The organism is Streptomyces sp. NPDC002328, assembly GCF_042890065.1.
Taxonomy (GTDB): Bacteria; Actinomycetota; Actinomycetes; order Streptomycetales; family Streptomycetaceae; genus Streptomyces.
Genome location: NZ_JBIARQ010000013.1, coordinates 243,568 through 260,810, shown reverse-complemented (window position 1 = coordinate 260,810; position 17,243 = coordinate 243,568). Strand labels below are relative to the sequence as shown.

Below are 17,243 nucleotides of genomic sequence, written 5' to 3'. Positions count from 1 at the left end.
GACCCCGGCCGGCTGTTCCTGCCCACCATCATGGACCCCGTCTACGGCTACCAGGTCACCAACGTCGAAGCCTCCATGGCCTCGCCGTCCTCGCTCCTGCACTGGACCCGCCGCATGATCGAGATCCGCAAACAGAACCACGCCTTCGGCCTCGGCTCCTACACCGAACTCTCCTCCTCCAACCCCGCCGTCCTCGCCTTCCTCCGCGAATACGAAGACGACCTGGTGCTGTGCGTGCACAACTTCTCCCGCTTCGCCCAGCCCACCGAACTGGACCTCAGCCGCTTCAAGGGCCGCCACCCGGTCGAACTGTTCGGCGGCGTCCGCTTCCCCGCCATCGGCGAGCTGCCCTACCTGCTCACCCTCGCGGGCCACGGCTTCTACTGGTTCCGGCTCGCCCGAGCCGCATCCCGCGTCGGCCGGCGCCTGTGAGCGTGCGCCGAGGAAAGGACGCGTCACCATGCCGAAGACCGCATCTCTGAGCTCGGGCAGTGCCGCCGGCGTCCGCTCCGTGGGGACGCTCGGCGGACTGCTGCGCGAGTGGCTGCCGTCGCAGCGCTGGTTCGCGGGCAAGGACCGGCCGCTCAACGATCTGCGACTGCTGTCCATGACGGAGCTGTATCCGGGCTGTCTGCATCTGCTGGTGCAGACCGGCCAGTCGGGCGTGCCCTCGCCCGGCGGCACTCCCCCGCCCGGTGACTGCTACCAACTGCTCCTCGGCATCCAGCGGCACCAGTCCCCGCGGCTGGGCCGGGCCCTGATCGGCAGGGTGGAGGAAGGCGCGCTGGCCGGTCTGACGGTCCATGACGCCTTGCAGGACCCCCGGTCGGCGCAGCTGCTGCTGGAGCGGATGCGGCATCCGGGCTCGCTCGGGCCGCTGTGCTTCGAGTCCGATCCGTCGGCGGCGGTACCGGCGGGGCTGGCGCCGCGGCTGCTGGCGGCGGAGCAGTCGAACACGTCCGTGGTGTACGGGGACGCCTTCATCCTGAAGGTGTTCCGGCGGGTCCAGCCCGGGGTCAATCCCGATCTGGAGGTGCCGGTGGCGCTGGCCGGGCAGGGGTGCGGGCGGGTGCCGGCGCCGGTGGCCTGGTTCCGGACGACGCATCCCCTGGAGGCGACGCTCGGTGTGCTCCAGCCGTTCCTGCCCGAAGCCTCGGACGGCTGGACGCTGGCGTTGGACGCCCTCGCCCACGGCGACGACTTCACGGTCGAGGCCGAGGCGCTGGGCCGGGCCACGGCGGAGGTGCACCTGTCCCTCGCCGCGGCCTTCCCGGCCGGTCCGCACGGCGACAACGCGCGGACGGCGGCGGCGATGACGGAGCGGCTGGAGGCCGCCGCGCACCATGTGGCGGCGCTGCGGCCGTTCGTCCCGGGACTCACCACCGCGTTCGGGGCGCTCGCGGCGTGCGACGCGGGCCCGCCCGCCCAGCGCATCCACGGCGACCTGCATCTCGGTCAGGTGCTGCGCGCGGGGCGGGAGTGGTTCGTCATCGACTTCGAGGGCGAGCCGTCCCGCCCGCTGGCCGAGCGGTGCAGCCCGCACTCGCCGGTCCGGGACATCGCCGGCATGCTGCGGTCCTTCGACTACGCCGCCCGTCAGCGCCGGCCCTGGCGTCCGGAGTGGGCGCGCCGCTGCCGGGAGGCGTTCTGCGCCGGCTACGCGGCGCGGGCCGGCTGGGACCCCCGCAAGAAGCACGCGCTGCTGCGTGCGTACGAAACCGACCGGGCCGTCTACGAGGTGCTGTACGAGGCGCGGCACCGTCCGGACTGGCTACCCGTACCCATGGCGGCGATCGAACGACTCGCCGTCCGAGGAGGCTGACCCATGGCTCTGCGCGACACCTCTCTGCCGGAGTCGGGCGGCCCCCGCCCGGGTGCGGCGCCCCCGCTCGACGCGGCCGACCGCGGACGTCTGTTGGCGGGCGAGCACCACGACCCGCACTCCCTGCTCGGCGCGCATCCGGCGCCGGCCGGGATCGTCTTCCGCGCGCTGCGGCCGTTCGCCCGGTCGGTGGCCGTGGTGGTGGACGGGGAGCGCGTGCCGCTCGTGTCGGAGGGCGACGGCCTGTTCTCGGCGCTGCTGCCGCTCGACGCGATCCCCGCGTACACGCTGTGCGTCGCCTACGAGCAGGACGGGACGGACGCGGCGACCTCGGACCGGGCGGGCTCGGCGGACGGGTCGGGCTCGGCGGGTGCGGGTGCGAGTGGGGGTGCGGGTGCGGGTGCGGGTGAGGTGCACGATCCGTACCGTTTCCTGCCCGCGCTGGGCGAACTCGATCTCCACCTCATCCGGGAGGGCCGGCACGAGGAGCTGTGGAAGGCGCTGGGCGCGGAGCCGATGATCCACGAGGGCGTGGCGGGCACCCGCTTCACCGTGTGGGCGCCGAACGCCCGGGGCGTGCGCGTCGCCGCCGACTTCACGTACTGGGACGGGACGGCGTTCCCGATGCGCTCGCTCGGCGCGTCCGGGGTGTGGGAGCTGTTCATTCCCGGGGTCGGCGAGGGCACCCGGTACAAGTTCGAGATCACCTCCCGCTACGGTCACCGCTTCCTGAAGGCCGACCCGATGGCCCGCCGCGCCGAGGTCCCGCCCGACACGGCGTCGATCGTGCACGCCTCGCACTACACGTGGGAGGACGAGGAGTGGATGGCGCACCGGGGCGATCTGCCCGTGCACGAAGCGCCGTTCTCCGTGTACGAGGTGCATCTGCCGTCCTGGCGGCCTGGCTTGACGTACCGTCAGATCGCGGACGAGCTGCCCGCCTATGTGAAGGACCTGGGCTTCACGCACGTGGAGTTCATGCCGGTGGCCCAGCACCCGTTCTCGGGCTCCTGGGGCTACCAGATCACCGGCTTCTACGCGCCGACCTCGCGGCTCGGCGGCCCGGACGACTTCAAGTTCCTCGTCGACACGCTGCACCGGGCGGGCATCGGCGTGATCGTGGACTGGGTGCCGGCGCACTTCCCCAAGGACGACTGGGCGTTGGCCCGCTTCGACGGGGACGCGCTGTACGAGCCCGGGGACTCGCGGCGGGCCGAGCATCCCGACTGGGGCACCTTCGAGTTCGACTTCGGGCGTACCGAGGTGCGCAACTTCCTGGTGGCCAACGCGGTGTACTGGTGCGAGGAGTTCCATGTCGACGGGCTGCGGGTGGACGCCGTCGCCTCGATGCTCTACCTCGACTACTCGCGGGACTCCGGGCAGTGGACGCCGAACGTGCACGGCGGCCGGGAGGACCTGGACGCGATGGCGTTCCTCCAGGAGATGAACGCGACCGTCTACCGCCGCGCCCCCGGCGTGGTGACGATCGCGGAGGAGTCCACGGCCTGGGGCGGGGTGACCCGGCCGACCGAGAGCGGCGGTCTGGGCTTCGGGCTGAAGTGGAACATGGGCTGGATGCACGACTCGCTGGAGTACATGAGCAAGGAGCCGGTGCACCGCAAGTACCACCACCACGAGATGACGTTCTCGATGATCTACGCCTACAGCGAGAACTACGTCCTGCCGATCTCCCATGACGAAGTGGTGCACGGCAAGCAGGCGTTGGTGTCGAAGATGCCGGGCGACTGGTGGCAGCGGCGGGCGAACCACCGTGCCTACCTGGGCTTCATGTGGGCCCACCCGGGCAAGCAACTCCTGTTCATGGGGCAGGAGTTCGCGCAGGGCGCGGAGTGGTCCGAGGCGCACGGCCCCGACTGGCACCTCCTCGACCCCGGTTACGGGGCCGAGCCCGACCACCGGGGTGTGCGCGATCTCGTCCGCGACCTCAACACCCTCTACCGCGCGACGCCCGCGCTGTGGCAGCGGGACACCGACCCGGCCGGCTTCCGCTGGCTGCTGTGCGACGCGGCCGACGACAACGTCTTCGCGTTCCTGCGCCACGACGCCGACGGCGCGCCCCTGCTCGCCGTCAGCAACTTCTCGCCGGTGGTCCGGCACGACTACCGGATCGGCGTCCCCGACGAGGTCCCGCTCTGGTACGAGGCCCTCAACACCGACGACGCGCGCTACGGCGGGAGCGATGTCCGCCTCGTCGGTCCGGTGAAGCCGGAGAACGGGGAGATCCGGCTGACGCTGCCGCCGCTCGCCACGGTCTGGCTCACGCCGACCGCCGTGTGAAGGAGGCCGTAGAGGGCATTCGGGTGCGTACGACCGGCAGAGAGGCTGAATCACGTGCGCACCGTCGGAGTGGAGGAGGAACTCCTCCTGGTCGACCCGGAGACCGGAGAACCACAGGCGCTGTCCGCCGCTGTTCTCGCCCGCGCCACCCGGGACGAGGGCGAGCACGAGGTCTTCGAGAAGGAACTGCACAACCAGATGCTGGAGTTCGCCACCCATCCGCAGTCGGGCATGGACGAGCTCGCCGAGGAGATCGTCCGCATCCGCGCGGAGGCCGCCCGGCACGCGGGGGAGATCGGCTGCACGGTGGCGGCGCTGGCGACGTCGCCGCTGCCGGTGCAGCCCTCCGTCGGGATGAACCGCCGCTATCAGTGGATGGCGGAGCAGTACGGCATCGCGACGCGTGAGCAGTTGGTGTGCGGATGCCACGTCCATGTGTCGGTGGAGTCCGACGACGAGGGTGTCGCGGTGCTCGACCGGATCCGGCCGTGGCTGTCGGTGCTGCTGGCGCTGAGCGCCAACTCGCCTTTCTGGCAGGGGAAGGAGTCCGGATACAGCAGCTACCGCAGCCGGGTGTGGGGCCGCTGGCCCTCGGCCGGTCCGACCGAGCCGTTCGGTTCGGCGGAGCGCTATCACCGGCAGGTGGCGGACATGGTGGCCACGGGCACGATCCTCGACGACGGGATGATCTACTTCGACGCCCGGCTGTCCGCGCGCTATCCGACGGTGGAGATCCGGGTCGCGGACGTCTGTCTGCACGCGGAGACCGCCGTCCTCGTCGCCACCCTCGCGCGGGGACTGGTCGAGACGGCCGCCCGTGCGTGGAAGGCCGGCGAGGAGCCGGTCGACCCGGGTGTGAGCCTGTTGCGGCTGGCCTCCTGGCAGGCTTCCCACTCCGGGCTGAGCGGGGAGCTGCTGCATCCGGCGACCATGCGGCGGGCGCCCGCCGGGACGGTGGTGGAGGCACTGCTGAACCATGTCTCGGACGCGCTCGCGGACACCGGGGACCTGGAGCGGGCCCGCGAGGGCTGCGCCGCGCTGCTGCGCGACGGCAACGGCGCGCGGATCCAGCGCGAGGTGTGGGAGCGCACGGGCAGTCTGCGCGAGGTGGTCACCGCCTGCGTCCGGCACACCCAGGCCGAGAAAGCGATGTAGGGGTTGTGGCTGGGTCCTCCCGCTCAGAGCAGGAGGACCAGGGCGTATGCCAGGAAGAAGGCCGCGACGAGGACGGTCAGGACGATGATCAGGGTGAGCGGGGCCTTGGCCCAGCCCTTGGAAGCGTGCTGCGGCTGACGCGGCCCGGCCTCGGGCAGGCTGCTCTCCGCGGGCGGCGTCTCGCCGGGCGGAACACCGCCTCCCGGTTCCAGGCCGGTGCTGCGTTCGGGTTCGGGATCGGGGCTGATGTGGGTCATGTCCCCCGAGTCCCCCTCCCACCGAGATCATCAACGCGGATTACTTATACGTTCCCGGCCACAACCGGTCCCGCCTGGGCTACATTCGACCACCGTCGATAACAGTCCTCGTCGGCGGAGTCACACCCCGTACATGTCAGGAGCAGCGCATGCGCCCCGTCGCCCTCGCTCCCCCAGCCGCCCCGCCCCTGACCGGAGGGCTCGCCGACAGCGTCTTCGAGACGGCGGCCCGTACCCCCGCGCTCCCCGTGCTCGCCCGCCGTCCCCGCTCCGGCGGCTCCGAGTGGGAGGAGGTGACGGCGCTCGAACTCCGCGAGGAGGTGGTCGATCTGGCCAAGGGACTCGTCGCGTCCGGGATCTCTCCGGGCCACCGCGTGGCGATCATGGCGCGCACCCGCTACGAGTGGTCGGTGCTCTGCCACGCCCTGTGGGCGCTGGGCGCCGAGGTCGTCCCCATCTACCCCACGTCCTCCCGCGACCAGGTCGAGTGGATCCTGCGGGACGCCGGCTGCGTCGGCGTGGTCGTCGAGGACGAGCAGAGCGTGATGACGGTGGGCTCGGTGTGCGCGACGCTGCCGACCCTGCGCCATGTGTGGCAGCTGGACGCGGGCGCGTTGGACGAGCTGACGCGCCTCGGCGCGACGACGGCGCTCACCACGGTCGACTCGCTGCGCCGTATCGTGCTGCCCGACTCCACGGCGGTGATCGCCTACACCTCCGGCACCTCCGGCCGCCCCCTGGGCTGCGCCCTCAGCCATCGAAGCCTGGCCTCGCCCTGCGACACGCTGCTGGCCGGCTGGGCGCGCACGGCGGCCCCCGCGGGAGAGCAGCCTTCCGTGCTCGCCTTCCTGCCGTTCTCCCACGTCTACGGTCTGATGATCCAGGGGCTGTGTCTGCGCGGCGGCATCCTCATGGGCCATGAGCCCGACCTGAGCGCCACCGCGCTCGCCGAGGCCCTGCGCACCTTCCGGCCGACGTATCTGTACGCCGTCCCCTCGGTGTTCGAGAAGATCTACAAGAACTTCCTGCGTACCGCCCAACAGGCGGGCCGTGGCGCGCTGTTCGAGCGGGCGGCGGAGACCGCCCGGGACTTCGCGGCCGCCGTCGAGCGGCACCGGCTCGGCCGGGGTTCGGGTCCCGGCTTCGATCTGCGGCTCCAGCACGCCCTGTTCGAGCGCACGGTGTACCGCAGACTCCGCGCCTCCCTGGGCGGGCGCGTGCACCGTGCCACGTCGGGCGGCTCGCCCCTGCACCGCGATCTGTCCCTCTTCTACGAGGGCATCGGCATCTACGTGCACGACGGGTACGGGCTCACCGAGACCAGCGGCGGGGTCACCATGCAGCCGCTGGGCCGGGAGAAGTCGGGCACCGTCGGACAGGCCCTGCCGGGCACGGAGATCCAGGTGGCGGACGACGGGGAGATCCTTGTGCGCGGCCCCTCGGTGTTCCAGGGCTACGTCAACGACGACGCCGCGACCCGGGCGGCGATGCGGGGCGGCTGGCTGGCCACGGGCGACCTCGGGGCGCTGGACTCCGACGGCTATCTCACCATCACGGGCCGCAAGAAGGACGTCATCATCACCAGCAGCGGCAAGAGCGTGGCGCCGGCCGCGCTGGAGCAGCGGCTGCGGATGCATCCGCTCGTGCACCAGGCGGTCGTCGTGGGCGACAACCGGCCCTGTGTGGGCGCGTTGATCACGCTGGACCCCGACTTCCTGGCGCACTGGCGCGGCACGCTGTCGCTGCACGGCGACACGCCCAGCCGGGAGGACCGGGAGGAGAACGCCCTGCGGGACGAGATCGGCCGGGCGGTGGCCGCCGCCAACAGCTCGGTGTCCCGCTCGGAGTCCATCCGCTGCTTCCGCATCCTCACGCAGCCGTTCGACCAGTCCAACGGTCTGCTGACGCCGTCGATGAAGCTGCGCCGGGACTCGATAGTGCGGCACTACGCGGCCGAGATCGAGGCGATGTACCAGGCCCGCGCCCGGCCGCCGCGGCGGAGCGCGCCGGAGGAGGTGCTCGGCTGGGACGACGCCGACGACGTGTTCCGCTGACCGGGCACGCCGCGTGGCCGCTCGATCGCCCCGCGTGTCCCCCTGTTCGCCGTCGTGCGCCGGACGCGTAGCCTGCGCCGCCTCGGGAACCCTGATAGGTGCGACGAGCAAGCTGCGGAAGAAAGGACGACGGCCCCGGGTACAGCGGGCCGCACCGACGACATGGCAACCGAGCCCCGTGGAAACGAATCACTGGCCTCCTGGACGCTCCAGAGCCGCACCGCCCGCTTCGCGGGCGAGCCGCGGGACGTGACAGGCGCCCGGCTGGCGGCGGAGGAGTTCCTCCGCGATCTGTCCCGGGCGTCACCGCCCACGGCGCCCGAGTTCTGGCACGACATCGTGCTGATCGTCACGGAGTTGTCCTCGAACGCGGTGCAGTACGCGCCGGGTCCGTTCGAACTCCGGATGCGTCCGACCTTCGACGGGGTGCACGTCACGCTGCACGACACCAATCCCACCCCGCCCGCGCCCCGGCCGTTCCACCCCGACAGCGGGGGCGGCGGCATCGGCTGGCATCTGATCCACACACTGTGCAGCCAGGTGAGCGTGGTGACGGACGGCACGGGGAAGGACGTGCACGTCTTCCTGCCCTGGTGATCCGCTGATCCTCATCCGGCGCGGACCCGGATGATCGACTGCCGGCCGTAGCCGTTCCCGTGAGGCCCCACCGGGAAGGCTCCCGATCCTTACACCGCCGGCGGGACGACGTCGCTGCGGTCGTGCACGGCCGGCCGGACGCCGTCGGGCTCGGGCGTCGCCTCGTACCCGGCGAGGCCGCCGCCGTGGCGGACGGCGTTGGTGGACCAACTCCGAGACCACCGAGACCACCAGCAGCAGATCGATGACGTCCTCTTCACGCGGCGCGGGCCGTGCGGAACCGTTCCAGCGGGCGTCCACGACGGCGCGCGCGTAGGCGATGAGTACGTGAGCATACGAGGGCCGCCCGCGAGAGCGCGGGCGGCCCGCCAAGCCCGCCAGGCCGCCAGGCCGTTCAGGCCGTGGTCGTCCCGGGCGCGGTCAGCCGGTGGTAGTAGTCGGCGACGGCGGTCAGGTATCCGGGGTCCATCGTCTCGCTGTCGGTCCGGAAGCGGGGGGCCTCCTTGACCTGGTCCCCCGTGCACGCCAGTGTGATCGAGCGGCCCTCCGGGTCGACGGACTTGACGACGCCCACCGGCACGACGGCACTGCGGCCGAACAGCCAGACGCCCGTGTCGACGACCAGATGCCACATCCCGTGATGGCCGTCCTCCCGCTCGACGTGACCCACGGTCCCGTCGCTCGCCACCACGCCGTACCCCGTCAGGTCCTCCCCCTCCAGATGCCCGCTTCCCACCGGGTAGGACCAGATTCCGTCCATGGTCACGCTGCTCCCTTCTCGCGTTCCACACCCCGCCTACCCTTCGCCCGCTGGGCCATTCGAAGGACCCCCGTGACCTGTGCGTCCGGGGCGGTGTGGGGTGGGTGCGCCCGGGCACACGGAGTCCGTCATCGACCCGAACGAACGGAGTGAGCGGCATGGATGCCGTGACGGCACAGGCACGAACAGCCACGGCAGGGCAGGACGTCACCGACGACCTGTGGGGAGGGGTCCCGGTCATCGACTCGCCGACCCAGGTGAGCCCCAGAGACGCGCGGCAGCTCTCGCGCCGGTTCTTCGACCGGCTGGCCGTGCTGGAGGAGGGCACGCGCGAGTACCAGTACGTGCGCAACACCTTGATCGAGATGAATCTGTCGCTGGTGCGGTACGCGGCCTCCCGGTTCCGCGGCCGGGGCGACTCGATGGAGGACATCGTCCAGGTCGGCACGATCGGTCTGATCAAGGCGATCGACCGGTTCGAGCTGTCCCGCGAGGTCGAGTTCACGTCGTTCGCCGTGCCCTACATCGTCGGCGAGATCAAGCGCTTCTTCCGCGACACGAGCTGGGCGGTGCACGTGCCGCGCCGGCTCCAGGAGGCGCGGGTCGAACTGGCCAGGGCGACGGACGAGTTGCAGACCCGGCTGGGCCGGATGCCCACCACGCGTGAGCTGTCCGAGCTGATGTCGCTGTCCGAGGAGGAGGTCATCGAGGCGCGCAAGGCCTCCAACTGCTACACCTCCGCCTCGCTCGACGCCGCGCTCACCGCGGACGGCGGCGGGGAGGGCGAGTCGGTGCTGGCCGACTTCATCGGCGTGGAGGAGCCGGCGCTGGGACTCGTGGAGGACTTCCACTCCCTGGCGCCCCTGATCGCCGAACTCGCTCCCCGGGAGCGGCGGATCCTGCATCTGCGCTTCGTCGAGGAGCGCACGCAGGCCGAGATCGGCCAGGAACTGGGCATATCCCAGATGCACGTCTCCCGGCTGATCAGCCGGGTGGTGCGCCGGCTGCGCGCGGGGCTGCTCGGGCCCGATCTGGCCTGACCGGCCGCCTGACCGACCGCCTGACCCACTGCCTGACCGGCCGCCTGAGCAGCCGCGAACCCCACCGGGTACCCCGAACCTCACGGTGCACGCCCGGTGGGGCCCCAGTGGAAATCCTGTGAGCGCAAATCACGCGACGCTTTGTTCCGCCCCGGGCTGGTGGGTTAGCCTGCGGCGTATTTCTCTCATCAGCGCACATCCGTGAACTGCGGAAATGCACGCACGACATGCGGTGCCGTCCACCCGGGCGGCCCGCGTTCCGAGTCCCCGCCCGGGGGCTCCTGGGGAGCGGAACGAGGGTACGCATGACCAGCAACGCGACCGAGGTCGTCGACACGGTCCCGGGTGAGGAGCTCAGGCGGCTCCTCGCCGGGCTGACCGCCGTACGCGACGGCGACTTCGGCACCCGGCTGCCCGCCGACGGCGACGGCCTCATGGGCGACATCGCGACCGTGTTCAACGGCATGGTCGACCAGCTGTCCGTGTTCACCTCCGAGGTCACGCGCGTGGCCCGCGAGGTGGGCACGGAGGGCACCCTGGGCGGTCAGGCCGAGGTGCCGGGGGTCTCGGGAACCTGGGCCGACCTGACGGACTCCGTCAACGCGATGGCGGGCAACCTGACCACGCAGGTGCGTGACATCGCGCAGGTGGCGACGGCGGTGGCCAAGGGCGACCTGTCGCAGAAGATCGACGTGCCCGCGCGCGGCGAGATCCTTCAGCTGAAGGAGACCGTCAACACGATGGTCGACCAGCTCTCCGCGTTCGCGGGCGAGGTGACCCGAGTGGCCCGCGAGGTCGGCACCGAGGGCCGCCTCGGCGGCCAGGCACAGGTGCCGGGCGTGGCCGGCGTGTGGCGGGACCTCACGGATTCGGTCAACTTCATGGCCGGAAACCTCACCGCCCAGGTCCGCAACGTCGCCCAGGTGACGACGGCGGTGGCCAAGGGCGACCTCTCCCAGAAGATCACCGTGGACGCCCGCGGCGAGATCCTCGAACTGAAGAACACCATCAACACGATGGTCGACCAGCTCTCCGCCTTCGCCGACGAGGTCACCCGCGTCGCCCGCGAGGTCGGCACCGAGGGCCGCCTCGGCGGCCAGGCCGACGTCAAGGGCGTCAAGGGCACCTGGCGGGACCTCACCGACTCGGTGAACTTCATGGCGGGCAACCTGACCGCGCAGGTCCGCAACGTCGCCCAGGTGGCCACGGCGGTCGCCCAGGGCGATCTCTCCCAGAAGATCACCGTGGACGCCCGCGGCGAGATCCTGGAGCTCAAGAACACGCTGAACACGATGGTGGACCAGCTCTCCGCGTTCGCCGACGAGGTGACCCGCGTCGCCCGCGAGGTCGGCACCGCCGGCAACCTGGGCGGTCAGGCCACGGTGCGCGGGGTGTCGGGCACCTGGAAGGACCTCACCGACAACGTCAACGTGATGGCGTCGAACCTGACGGGCCAGGTGCGGTCGATCGCCCAGGTCGCCACCGCCGTGGCCCGCGGCGACCTGTCGCAGAAGATCACCGTCGAGGCCAAGGGCGAGGTCGCCGCGCTCGCGGACGTCATCAACACGATGGTGGACACGCTGTCGGCGTTCGCCGACGAGGTGACCCGCGTCGCCCGCGAGGTGGGCACCGAGGGCCGCCTCGGCGGCCAGGCGCACGTGCCGAACGTGGCCGGCACCTGGAAGGACCTCACCGACAACGTCAACTCGATGGCCAACAACCTCACCGGCCAGGTCCGCAACATCGCGCTGGTGACGACGGCGGTGGCCCGCGGCGACCTGTCGAAGAAGATCGACGTCGACGCCCGCGGCGAGATCCTCGAACTGAAGACGACCATCAACACGATGGTCGACCAGCTCTCCGCCTTCGCCGACGAGGTCACCCGCGTCGCCCGCGAGGTCGGCACCGAGGGCCGCCTCGGCGGCCAGGCCGAGGTCGAGGGCGTCTCCGGCACCTGGAAGCGGCTCACCGAGAACGTCAACGAGCTGGCCGGCAACCTGACCCGGCAGGTCCGCGCGATCGCCGAGGTGACCAGCGCCGTCGCCGAGGGCGACCTGACGCGCTCGATCACCGTGGAGGCGTCCGGCGAGGTCGCCGAGCTGAAGGACAACATCAACTCGATGGTGGGGTCCCTGCGCGAGACCACGCTGGCCAACCAGGAGCAGGACTGGCTCAAGACCAACCTGGCGCGGATCTCCGGCCTGATGCAGGGCCACCGGGACCTGCCCGTGGTGGCCGAGCTGATCATGGACGAGCTGGTGCCGCTGGTCTCCGCCCAGTACGGCGCGTTCTATCTCGCCGAGGACGGCAGGAAGGGCCCGGAGCTGCGGCTCGTGGGCGCCTACGGTTACCCCGACGACGACGCCCGTCCGACCCGTATCCCGTTCGGGCGTTCCCTGGTCGGCCAGGCCGCGCGCAGCCGCCGTACGATCACGGTGGACGAGCTGCCCGCCGGGTACGTGGCCATCTCCTCCGGGCTCGGGCAGGTGGAGCCCAGCGCGCTGGTGCTGCTGCCGATCCTGTTCGAGGGCCAGGTGCTCGGTGTGATCGAGCTGGCGTCGGTCACCGCGTTCAAGGAGATCCACCGGGACTTCCTGGAGCAGCTCAGGGAGACCATCGGCGTCAACGTCAACACCATCGTGGCGAACGCCCGCACCGATGAGCTGCTCGACGAGTCGCAGCGGCTGACCGCCGAACTCCAGGCCCGCTCGGCCGAGTTGCAGTCGCAACAGGAGGAGCTTCAGCGTTCCAACGCCGAACTGGAGGAGAAGGCCTCGCTGTTGGTGGCGCAGAACCGCGACATCGAGGCGAAGAACCTCCAGATCGAGCAGGCGCGGCAGGAACTGGAGGCGCGGGCGCAGCAGTTGTCGCTGGCGTCGAAGTACAAGTCGGAGTTCCTGGCGAACATGAGCCATGAGCTGCGCACCCCGCTCAACAGCCTGCTGATCCTGGCCCAGTTGCTGGCCCAGAACCCCTCGCGCAACCTCACCCCGAAGCAGGTGGAGTACGCGGGGATCATCCACTCCGCCGGCTCGGACCTGCTCCAGCTGATCAACGACATCCTGGACCTGTCGAAGGTCGAGGCGGGCAAGATGGACGTCTCGCCGGAGCGGGTGCCGCTGCGGCAGCTCCTGGAGTACGTCGAGGCTACGTTCCGCCCCATGACGACGCAGAAGAGCCTGGACTTCACCATCAGCACGGCGGCCGGGGCTCCGGCGGACCTGCTGACGGACGACTCCCGGCTGCGTCAGGTGCTGCGCAACCTGCTGTCCAACGCGGTCAAGTTCACCGAGCAGGGCAGCGTGGAGCTGCGCATCGAGCCGGTGGCCCCGGAGGAGGTGCCCAAGGGCGTCATCCGGGGCGGCACGGTGGTGGCGTTCCGGGTGAAGGACACCGGTATCGGCATCCCGGAGCAGCAGCTGGAGACCATCTTCGGCGCCTTCCAGCAGGCGGACGGCACCACCAGCCGCAAGTACGGCGGCACGGGCCTCGGGCTGTCCATCACGCGGGAGATCGCCCATCTGCTGGGCGGCGCGGTGACGGTGGACAGCACGCCCGGCAAGGGCAGCACGTTCACGCTGTACCTGCCGGTGGCGCGGGTGGACTTCGAGGAACTCCTCGCCGGCGGACGGCCGGTGGAGCGCAGCTCCGAAGACCGTCCGGTGCCCCTCATGGCGCCCGCCCCCGGGCTGCCCCTGTCGCCGGGCGGGGCCGGCCGGCGTCCGCGCCGGCTGCTGGTGGTGGAGGAGCGGCCGCGCGGTCTGCTGACCCTGGTCGCGGAGAGCGTCGTGGCGGACATGGCGCGCAGCCGGGAGGAGGCCGCCCCGCCGCCGCCGGTGGACGTGGTGACCGCCGTCGGCGCGCAGGAGGCGGCGGGGGCGCTGGCCGCCGAGCCGTGCCACTGCGTGGTGCTGGAGCTGGGCATGCCGGACGCCGAGGCCTCCCGCTTCCTGGAGGCGCTCCAGGCCGACTCGGCGCTGACGGGCGTCCCGGTGCTGGTGCACAACGGGCACCGGGCGGACCTGGCCCAGGAGGAGACGCTCCAGTCCCGTTCGGCGGGCCGTCCGCTGGAGTTCCTGTCCAGCCTGGACGAGTTGCGCGAGCGCATCACCCTGCATCTGTCGGCGGAGCAGCCCGGGGACGTGCTCGCCCTGGTCCGGCCGGACGAGCCGCAGCCGGTGGGGCCGCCGCCCGTGGACGACGCCGTCGTGGGCCGTACGGTGCTCGTCGTGGACGACGACGCGCGCAACCTGTTCGCGCTGAGCGGGATCCTGGAGCTGCACGGCATCCGGGTGCTGCACGCGGAGAACGGCCGCGAGGGCATCGACACGCTGCGCAACAACCCGGACGTGGCGCTCGTGCTGATGGACGTGATGATGCCGGAGATGGACGGGTACACGGCCACCGCGGAGATCCGCACGATGCCGCAGTACGCCGAGCTGCCGATCGTCGCGGTGACCGCGAAGGCGATGCCCGGGGACCGGGAGAAGAGCCTCGCCTCGGGTGCCAGCGACTATGTCACCAAGCCCGTCGACACCCACGACCTGATGTCCTGCGTCCGCCGCTGGCTGACCGTCTGAGGGCGCCCGCCCGCCCCTGCCCCCAGGCGTCCCAGCCGAGGAGTCTTCGCACGTGAGCATTCCCGAACAGCCGCACGAGACGAACGACGGCGAGGCCGGCCGTGAGACGGCCGCTGTCCCGGCCGGCCCGCCGCACTCCGCGGAGGGCGCCGTCGCGGTGCCGTCCGCGGCGCAGGACGCCGCCGTCGCGCCCGACGCGGCCCGCCCGACCGCCGTCCGGGCCGCCCCGGAGGACGACGACGAGGCTCCCTCTCCCGTGGGCCGCCTCGCGGCCACCGTGGAGCGGCTGCGGCAGGAGGTGCGGGCGGCGCAGGCCGAGGCCGAGGGCCGGGCCCTCGTCGAGCTCGCCAAGGGCATCCTGGTGGAGCGGCTGGGGTGCGGGCCGGCCGAGGCGGCCCGGCAGCTCACCGAGCTGGCCCGGCAGGCCGCGGTGACGCCGCTGGAGTTCGCGGTGGACGTCATCAACCAGTCCGCCAGGGACAAGGTGTCGGAGGTGACCGACGCCTTCCTGGCCATCGTCACCGGCTCCGACGACGACCCCGGCGAGGACTCCGCGGCGGTGCGGCTGCGGGCCGCCGAGAGCGGGGCGCTCGCCGCGCACGACACGCAGGCCGTCGCCGACTCGCTGCTCCAGCACGCCCTGGGTCCCCTGGGCGCGGTGGCGGTGGCGATCTGGGCGGCCGGCCCGGACGGCTCCCTCACGCTGGCCGGCAGCGCCGGCTTCGCCGCGCTGGAGGCCGCGCGCTGGCGTTACGTCCCGCCGGACGTGGCCACGGTGGCCCGCCGGGGCCTGACCGAGCGCTCGGGCCAGTGGATCGAGTCGCTCGCGCAGACGGGGCTGCCCACCATCGGCCGTCAGCTGCATCCGGACGGCGGCCGGGTCGCCCTGCCCGCCGGGACCGGGGGCCGGGTGCACGGCGTCCTGGAGATCGCCTGGCCGGGCCGGCTGGAGCGGCAGCCGCCGCAGGTCGTGCGTCAGGTGGAGGCCCTGGCGGAGCTGTGCGCGCACACGTTGCAGACGTACACGCACACGCCGGGCGCCGACCTGGAGCCGCGGGTGCTGCCCGACGCCGCGGAGCTGATGGACCTGGCGGACGGGCTGCACGACCCGGCGCTGGTCCTGGTGCCGCACATCGACCCGACGGGGCAGCTGGTCGACTTCCGCATCCAGCACGTCAACGACCGCTTCCTGGACCCGGCGGGCCGCCCCCGCGCGGTGGTCAACGGCGCGCTGATGCTGGAGGCCTATCCGATGGCCGCCGGCGGCAGCGACCTGTTCCAGCGCATCGAGCGCGTCTACGCCACCGGTGAGCCGTTCCGGGCCCGCCGGATGAGTCTGACCGCGCTCGTCGACGAGGTGCCGCTGTCGGCGGTCGCCGACATGAGCATCAGCCGGCACGGCACCTGTGTGCTGCTGATCTGGCGCATCGAGGACGAGACGGCGCGGCTGGCGAGCCTGTTGCAGCACGCGCAGCGCCTCGGCCGCATCGGCGGCTTCGAGGAGAACGTGCTGACCGGCGAGACCACCTGGAACGGCCAGATGTTCGCCCTGTACGGGCGGGATCCGTCGGTTCCGCCGGTGCCGCTGGAGGAGTTGGGTGCGCACGCGCATCCCGACGACGCGGTCCCCGTCGGACGCTTCCTGCGCACGCTGCTGCACCAGCGGCGGCCGTCCTCCGCCGCGTTCCGGCTCCAGCGGCCGGACGGGGTGACCCGGCACATGCGGATCGTGGCCGAGCCGGTCCTCGACACCGACGCCCAGCTGGTCGCCGTACGCGGCGCCTACCAGGACATCTCGGCACAGCACTGGACGGAGGTGGCGCTCGCCGCGACCCGTGACCAGCTGGCGCAGACCGAGCAGCAGGCGAGCGAGCGCAACCGGCTGACGCTCCAGCTCCAGCACGCGATCATGCCGCCGACGCACGCGCCGCTGGAGGTGCCCGGCCTCCAGGTGGCGGTGCGCTACCGGCCGGCCGAGGAGGAGCAGCTGGTCGGCGGCGACTGGTACGACGCGGTGATGCTGCCGTCGCGGATGGTGATGCTGTGCGTGGGCGACGTCGCCGGGCACGGCATCGAGGCGGCGACCAGCATGGTGGTGCTGCGCAACGCGCTGCGCGGGCTGGCGGTGACCGGGGCGGGTCCGGGTCAGCTGCTGTCGTGGCTGAACATCGTCGCGCACCATCTGACGGGCGCGGTCACGGCGACGGCGGCGTGCGGGCTGTACGACCCGGTGCGGCGCACGCTGCGGTGGGCGCGGGCGGGGCATCTGCCGCCGGTGCTGGTGCGCGACTCGGGCGCGGTGCCGCTGCCCCTGCTGAAGGGGATGCTGCTGGGCGCGGTGCCGGAGGCGACGTACGAGGAGGAAGAGATCCAGCTCGCGGCGGGCGACACGCTGCTGATGTACACGGACGGGCTGATCGAGCGGCGGGACCGGTCGGTGGAGGAGTCGCTGACGCATCTGCTGGTGCAGGCCCGCACGGTGCCGCCGACGCTGGACCAGCAGCTGGACCGGCTGCTGACCTACAGCAGGTCCGACACGGACGACGACACCTGCATCGTGGGCATCAGGCTGGGCTGACGTGTCCGCACGGGATTCTCGCAGGATCTTCGCGGGATCTCCGGTGCATGGGTGGTGGGTTCGCGGGTATCCGCTCGTGCGCGGTGCGAGGCCGGGAGCGGA

At 71.9% G+C, this 17,243-nt stretch carries 11 protein-coding genes; 9 read left to right on the top strand and 2 right to left on the bottom strand.

Going from position 1 to position 17,243, the window contains the following annotated elements; genetic code table 11:
- The 4 genes from ACFYX4_RS29085 to ACFYX4_RS29070 all read left to right on the top strand — a co-directional run.
- Nucleotides 1–432 (top strand): alpha-glucosidase C-terminal domain-containing protein (locus tag ACFYX4_RS29085; protein WP_389339489.1); only part of this gene is annotated, 432 nt, incomplete at its 5' end.
- 28 nt (nt 433–460) lie between these two features.
- Nucleotides 461–1,822 (top strand): maltokinase, encoded by a 1,362-nt coding sequence (locus ACFYX4_RS29080; RefSeq protein WP_389339487.1) that lies wholly within the window; start codon nt 461–463, stop codon nt 1,820–1,822.
- A 3-nt stretch (nt 1,823–1,825) separates the two neighbouring features.
- The gene (gene glgB / locus ACFYX4_RS29075) at nt 1,826–4,120 is read left to right on the top strand and encodes a 1,4-alpha-glucan branching enzyme (protein WP_389339485.1); all 2,295 of its coding nucleotides are present in this window, start codon (nt 1,826–1,828) and stop codon (nt 4,118–4,120) included.
- A 54-nt stretch (nt 4,121–4,174) separates the two neighbouring features.
- Complete coding sequence (locus ACFYX4_RS29070; RefSeq protein WP_389339483.1) at nt 4,175–5,275, top strand: glutamate--cysteine ligase; 1,101 nt, start codon at nt 4,175–4,177, stop codon at nt 5,273–5,275.
- A 23-nt stretch (nt 5,276–5,298) separates the two neighbouring features.
- On the opposite strand, the gene ACFYX4_RS29065 is transcribed toward ACFYX4_RS29070, so the two are convergent.
- Nucleotides 5,299–5,532, bottom strand: a complete 234-nt coding sequence (locus tag ACFYX4_RS29065; protein ID WP_389339481.1) for a DUF6480 family protein — start codon at nt 5,530–5,532, stop codon at nt 5,299–5,301.
- A gap of 149 nt (nt 5,533–5,681) precedes the next feature.
- Between ACFYX4_RS29065 and ACFYX4_RS29060 the strand changes: the two genes are divergently transcribed.
- Nucleotides 5,682–7,586: an AMP-dependent synthetase/ligase gene (locus ACFYX4_RS29060; protein ID WP_389339479.1), complete on the top strand. Its 1,905-nt coding sequence runs from the start codon at nt 5,682–5,684 to the stop codon at nt 7,584–7,586.
- A 162-nt stretch (nt 7,587–7,748) separates the two neighbouring features.
- Nucleotides 7,749–8,183: an ATP-binding protein gene (locus ACFYX4_RS29055; protein ID WP_389339477.1), complete on the top strand. Its 435-nt coding sequence runs from the start codon at nt 7,749–7,751 to the stop codon at nt 8,181–8,183.
- Between the two features lie 394 nt (nt 8,184–8,577).
- On the opposite strand, the gene ACFYX4_RS29050 is transcribed toward ACFYX4_RS29055, so the two are convergent.
- Nucleotides 8,578–8,943 carry a PRC-barrel domain containing protein gene (locus ACFYX4_RS29050; protein WP_389339475.1) on the bottom strand — a complete coding sequence of 122 codons (366 nt, stop codon included), beginning with the start codon at nt 8,941–8,943 and terminating at the stop codon, nt 8,578–8,580.
- 158 nt (nt 8,944–9,101) lie between these two features.
- Here ACFYX4_RS29050 and ACFYX4_RS29045 point away from each other — a divergent pair, with 158 nt between their 5' ends.
- From ACFYX4_RS29045 to ACFYX4_RS29035, 3 genes are all read left to right on the top strand, one after another.
- On the top strand, nt 9,102–9,983 hold the full coding sequence (locus ACFYX4_RS29045; RefSeq protein WP_389339473.1) for an RNA polymerase sigma factor SigF: 882 nt from the start codon (nt 9,102–9,104) through the stop codon (nt 9,981–9,983).
- Nucleotides 9,984–10,288: 305 nt separating this feature from the next.
- Nucleotides 10,289–14,563, top strand: coding sequence for a HAMP domain-containing protein (locus ACFYX4_RS29040; RefSeq protein WP_389339471.1), 4,275 nt, complete (start codon nt 10,289–10,291; stop codon nt 14,561–14,563).
- A gap of 52 nt (nt 14,564–14,615) precedes the next feature.
- Nucleotides 14,616–17,141 carry a SpoIIE family protein phosphatase gene (locus tag ACFYX4_RS29035; protein WP_389339469.1) on the top strand — a complete coding sequence of 842 codons (2,526 nt, stop codon included), beginning with the start codon at nt 14,616–14,618 and terminating at the stop codon, nt 17,139–17,141.
- The last annotated feature ends 102 nt before the right edge of the window (nt 17,142–17,243 follow it).